Annotated in this window: 2 protein-coding genes and 2 pseudogenes; all 4 read left to right on the top strand. The window is 72.1% G+C overall.

Annotation, left to right across the window (positions count from 1 at the left end):
• Positions 1–215 (top strand): annotated as a pseudogene (locus G5C62_RS25810) (alpha/beta hydrolase); the annotation flags it as partial.
• A 21-nt stretch (positions 216–236) separates the two neighbouring features.
• Positions 237–692: pseudogene (locus G5C62_RS25815) on the top strand (GNAT family protein); the annotation flags it as partial.
• Positions 693–1019: 327 nt separating this feature from the next.
• Positions 1020–1514, top strand: a complete 495-nt coding sequence (locus G5C62_RS25820; RefSeq protein WP_164703254.1) for an ATP-binding protein — start codon at positions 1020–1022, stop codon at positions 1512–1514.
• Positions 1515–1702: 188 nt separating this feature from the next.
• A complete protein-coding gene (locus G5C62_RS25825; protein WP_052091167.1) occupies positions 1703–3835 on the top strand; it encodes a SpoIIE family protein phosphatase in 2133 nt (710 codons plus the stop codon).
• Positions 3836–4553: the final 718 nt, after the last annotated feature.

Below are 4553 nucleotides of genomic sequence, written 5' to 3' on the forward strand. Positions count from 1 at the left end.
TGTCCGCGGAGTTCGCCGTCCGGGCCCGGCGGGCGCACGCCCGGGTGGCCCGGTTCACCATCGTCGGCGGGCACGGCATGGTGCGGCGGTCGCAGCGCTGGCACCGCTTCGCCCGAGACGTCGTCCTGGCCGGGACGGGGTTGGCGCCGATGCCCGAAGCGATCGCCGACGCCCTGCGCCAGCCGAGCCCCGAGGGCCTCGCCGTCCCCCTCTGACCCGTCAGCTTCGCCGCCTGCCAAGACGCTGAGCTGCAGCGGTGGACCGAATCACCGGTGCCCTACCTGCCCGAGCACGCCGAGCAGTTCGTCGGCGAGGTCGCCACCAGCACCTGGGCCGCAGGCGGCGCCCTGTTCGCGGTGGAAGCCCAAGCCGACGACCGCCTGGTCGGCAGCATGGGTCTGCACGGCGTGCGCGATGGCGTGGCCCCGGCCGGTTACTGGACCGTCGCTGACCAGCGCGGGCAGAGCCTGACAGCTGAGGCACTGCGGGTGCTCGGCGACTGGGCGCTCGACGTGCTCAACGTGAGGCGGGTGGAACTCATCGCTGACCCGGCGAACGTCGGGTCGAACCGGGTCGCCGAGCGCGCCGGGTTCACCGCGGAGGGCGTGCTGCGCTCCCGGTACCTGCACCGAGGGACACCCGGCGATGTTGTCCTGTGGTCGCTACTGGCCGCCGAGCGGCCAACGACATGACCGCGCCATGCTCAGGGTGTGTCCAACCCCGTTAGCGGACTGACCGCTACCCGACCGTTCTCGGGCCGACGAACGCCGGTGGTACTGAGGGGGCGCTTTGTGCCGTCGGTACGGGTAGCTGAACCCCGCGACCGCGGCGGCCCTCGGGACACATCGCGAAGCAGGGCGGCGACCGCGCACATCTGGCGGCGCGACGCGCGGTACCTCATTCAGCGGCACGCCACCCACCCCACGGCCATGACGGCGTCTACAGTCCGTTCGTGAGCGTCGAAAACTTTCGACGCCTGGTGCCCCTACGGACCCCGACCGTCCCGAGCCGAGGTCCGCTTGCTCTCACCCCACTGGACTTCTGCGCCCGTTCCGCCCGCGTCGGGTGAGGTCTGGGCGTGGGACGTCGGGTCGGTCGCCGACCTGCCGGCCGTCCGCAGACAGCTCCGGACCCGCCTCAACGCTGACGGCGGGCTGCCAGATGCGAACTCCGCCGCCGCCGAGCGCGTCATCTTGGCCTTCGACGAGCTGGTCAGCAACGCCCTACGACACGGCCGGGGACCGGTGCACGCGCAGGTGACCGCCAGTGCGGACTGCTTCCTCCTCGACGTGAGCGACGCAGCCGTTGATCAGCCTCCGACGGCCGTGGACCGGGATCCCGCCTACGGCGGGATGGGACTGCATCTGGTGGCCGCGTACGCCGGATCGCACGGCTTCCACCTACGGGGCGTGCGCAAGCACGTGTGGGCGGCCTTGCCGGTCGAGCCCCAGCCGGATCCCGATCCGGTCCTGCCCCGCGCGCGGCTCCGCAAGACACCCCGCCTCGACTACTGAGCAGCTGGACGGCCACGCAATTGCATCCGGTGCCCGGTCGGTCAAACCGACCATCGGGCTAGGCACGTTCCGCTGGTGACGCCGACGGGCGCATGGAAGTGGTGACAGGAACTGGGGCGTGGCGGTCCGTCGTCCACAATGGACGAGACTCCGGACCTGCCCGGACGTGCCGGCGGAAGACGGGGGACATGGGCGACCACGAACATGGGGCGGCGGGCAAGGCAGCCGACCTCGTGGGTGCTCCCGCGGCCACCGACTGGGAGCTGCTGACCCTGGCGATCGAGGCGGCCGGGATCGGCACCTTCGACTGGGACCTGGTCACCGGCACGTTGGCGTGGGACGCCCGCCTCGACGAGCTGTTCGGCTACGCCGACGGTTCCTTCGACCAGACGTTCGAGGCGTTCACCGCGCGGCTGCATCCCGACGACGTCGGCTCGGTCGGCGCGCTGCTGGAGGGGGCGATCGAGGCGGTGGGCGAGTACGCCGCGGAGTACCGCGTGCTGCTGCCCGGCGGGGAACAGCGGTGGGTCGCCGCCAGCGGGCGCGCGATCGCCGGCGAGACCGGCAGGGCGGTCCGCCTCCTGGGTGCGGCGTGGGACATCTCGGCCCGCCGCCAGGCCCAGGACCGCCTCGCTGAGCTGGTGGAGTCGATGGCGGTCGGGTTCATCGCGATGGACGAGGGATGGGTGCTGACGCACCTCAACGCCGAAGCTGAACGGATCACCAGCATGCCGCGGGCGGAGCTACTCGGGCGGACGCTGTGGGAGGCGTTCCCGGCCACCGCCGGCACCGCGTTCGAGGCCAACTACCGCCGTGCCGCCGACACCGGCCAGCCGGTCACCTTCGAGGCCCACTACCCCGAACCGCTCAACATCTGGGTCGAGGTCCGCGCCGTTCCTAGCAGCGACGGGCTGGCGCTGTACTTCATCGACATCACTGCCCGCCGTCGGGAACGGGAGCTGGCTGAGCGTGCCGCCGAGCGCGAACGGCTGCTGTCCCGTATCGCCGAGGAGCTGTCGGCCACCTTGGACGCCGACGAGGCCGCCCGCCGGCTGACCCGGCTGGTCGTGCCCGCCATCGCCGACTGGTGCATCGTCACCCTCATCCACGACGAGCAGGCCAGCGGCGACCGGCGTGCGCTGCGCAAGGTGACGTCCTGGCACCACGATCCCGAACTGCGTCCCGCCGTGGACGCCTACGCCCAGACCCGGCTGGGCGCCCTGCGCGACGACGCCCTGTTCGTGCGGGCGATGGCCACCGGGCAGCTGCAGCTGCTGGCGGAGAACGCGACCGCGCAGGCCGAGCCGATGATGCGGCCTGGCCCGGTGCGCGACCTGGTGCGGCAGCTGGCACCGGAGTCGGTCGCCGTCCTCCCGCTGCCCGGCCGGGACGGCCCGGTCGGGCTGCTCACCCTCTGCACGGGTGCCGACCGGGGCGCCTTCACCCAGGCCGATCTGGTCACCGCCCGCCACGTCGCCGCCCGCGCCGGCGTCGTCTTGGACAACGCCCGCCTGTACCGGCAGCAGCGAAGCCGGGCCGAAGGCTTCCAGCGGTCACTGCTGACCCCGCCGCCGGCGCCCGATCACCTGCAGATCGTGGTCCGGTACTCACCGGCGGCGCAGGCCGCCGAAGTCGGCGGGGACTGGTACGACGCGTTCCTGCAGCCCTCGGGTGACACGGTGCTGGTCATCGGCGACGTCGTCGGTCACGACGTGCGGGCCGCCGCGGCGATGGGCCAGGCGCGCACCATCGTGCGAGCCCTGGCCGCCCGGGCCTGGGACGGTCCCGCCGTGGTCCTCACCGAGGTCGAGCGGGTGATGCAGACGCTGCAGACGGAGATTCTCACGACCGCGGTCGTAGCGCGCGTGGAGCAGACGCCCGAGGAGAAGGCCGCTGGGCTGACCCGGCTGCGCTGGTCGAACGCCGGCCACCCACCGCCGATGGCGATCACTCCCGACGGGCAGGTGCACGTGCTCGACGGTGGCCTACCGGACCGTCTGCTCGGGGTCACCCCCGACGCACCGCGCCGGGAGTCGGAGGTGACCCTGCCGCGGGGCAGTGTCGTGCTGCTCTACACCGACGGGCTGGTCGAGAGCCGGCACGAGGACATCGACCACGGCCTGCAGCGGCTACAGACCGTCCTCGGCGAGCTGGCCGGCGCCGACCTCGACACCCTGTGCGACGAGGTGCTCGGCCGCATGCTGCCGACCAACCCCGGCGACGACGTAGCCCTCATCGCCGTCCATCTGCACCCGCAGGACCGACCCAGGCCGACCCAGGCCGGCCCGAACCGAGTGCCACCGAACGTCCCCGCGGACTGACCCACACCGTCCGCCACCTGACCCTGACTTGTCCGGCGGAACACCCGAGCCCGAACCGCTGCCGGGACGGTGGGTGTCAACGTTGGCGGGCGCGCTCGTCCGGCAACGCTGCCGGGGCTACGCCCGGAGGAAGTGTGCGCCGGCAGCGGCTGGGCGGCAAGCGACGAGCCAGAGCCACACAACCGGTAGTCCCGGCGCGCGAGGACCTCACGACCGCCCGGGACTCTGGCCGCTCCTCCCAGTGAACCGGGATCGCGCCAGATGACAACGACTACCCGAGCGGCTGGCCTGGTCAGACCCCAACCCTCCCCACCGCCGGGCCCGGCACGCGCCAACAACGGGGTCGCCTCACCAACGGTGCGCTCAATATCGCACTGGACCAGAAACACGCGTTTCTGGGCCGCACTCAACTCAATGGAGTATCTGGTGCATTCGCGCAGGTCGAGGCACGGGTGAACCGGCCGAGAACCCGTGCCCGAAATCAACGGCCCAGATCTGCCGGCGTCTGACGTTCGTGGGCCGCTCCCGCCAGCCTGCGGGCGTGAGCATGATCGGCTACGCCGGGTGTCCACCCTCAAGCAGGACCCAGCTCTGGAGTTGACCCGCTTGCGTGGACACCTCGTTCCTGCGGTCTGAGGCTCAGGCCGCGGTGGTGAGAGTGTGCCGTGCCTCGAAGGCCGCCGGCGCGATCTGGCCGAGGGCCGAGTGGCGTCGGCGC

The organism is Modestobacter sp. KNN46-3, assembly GCF_011039295.1.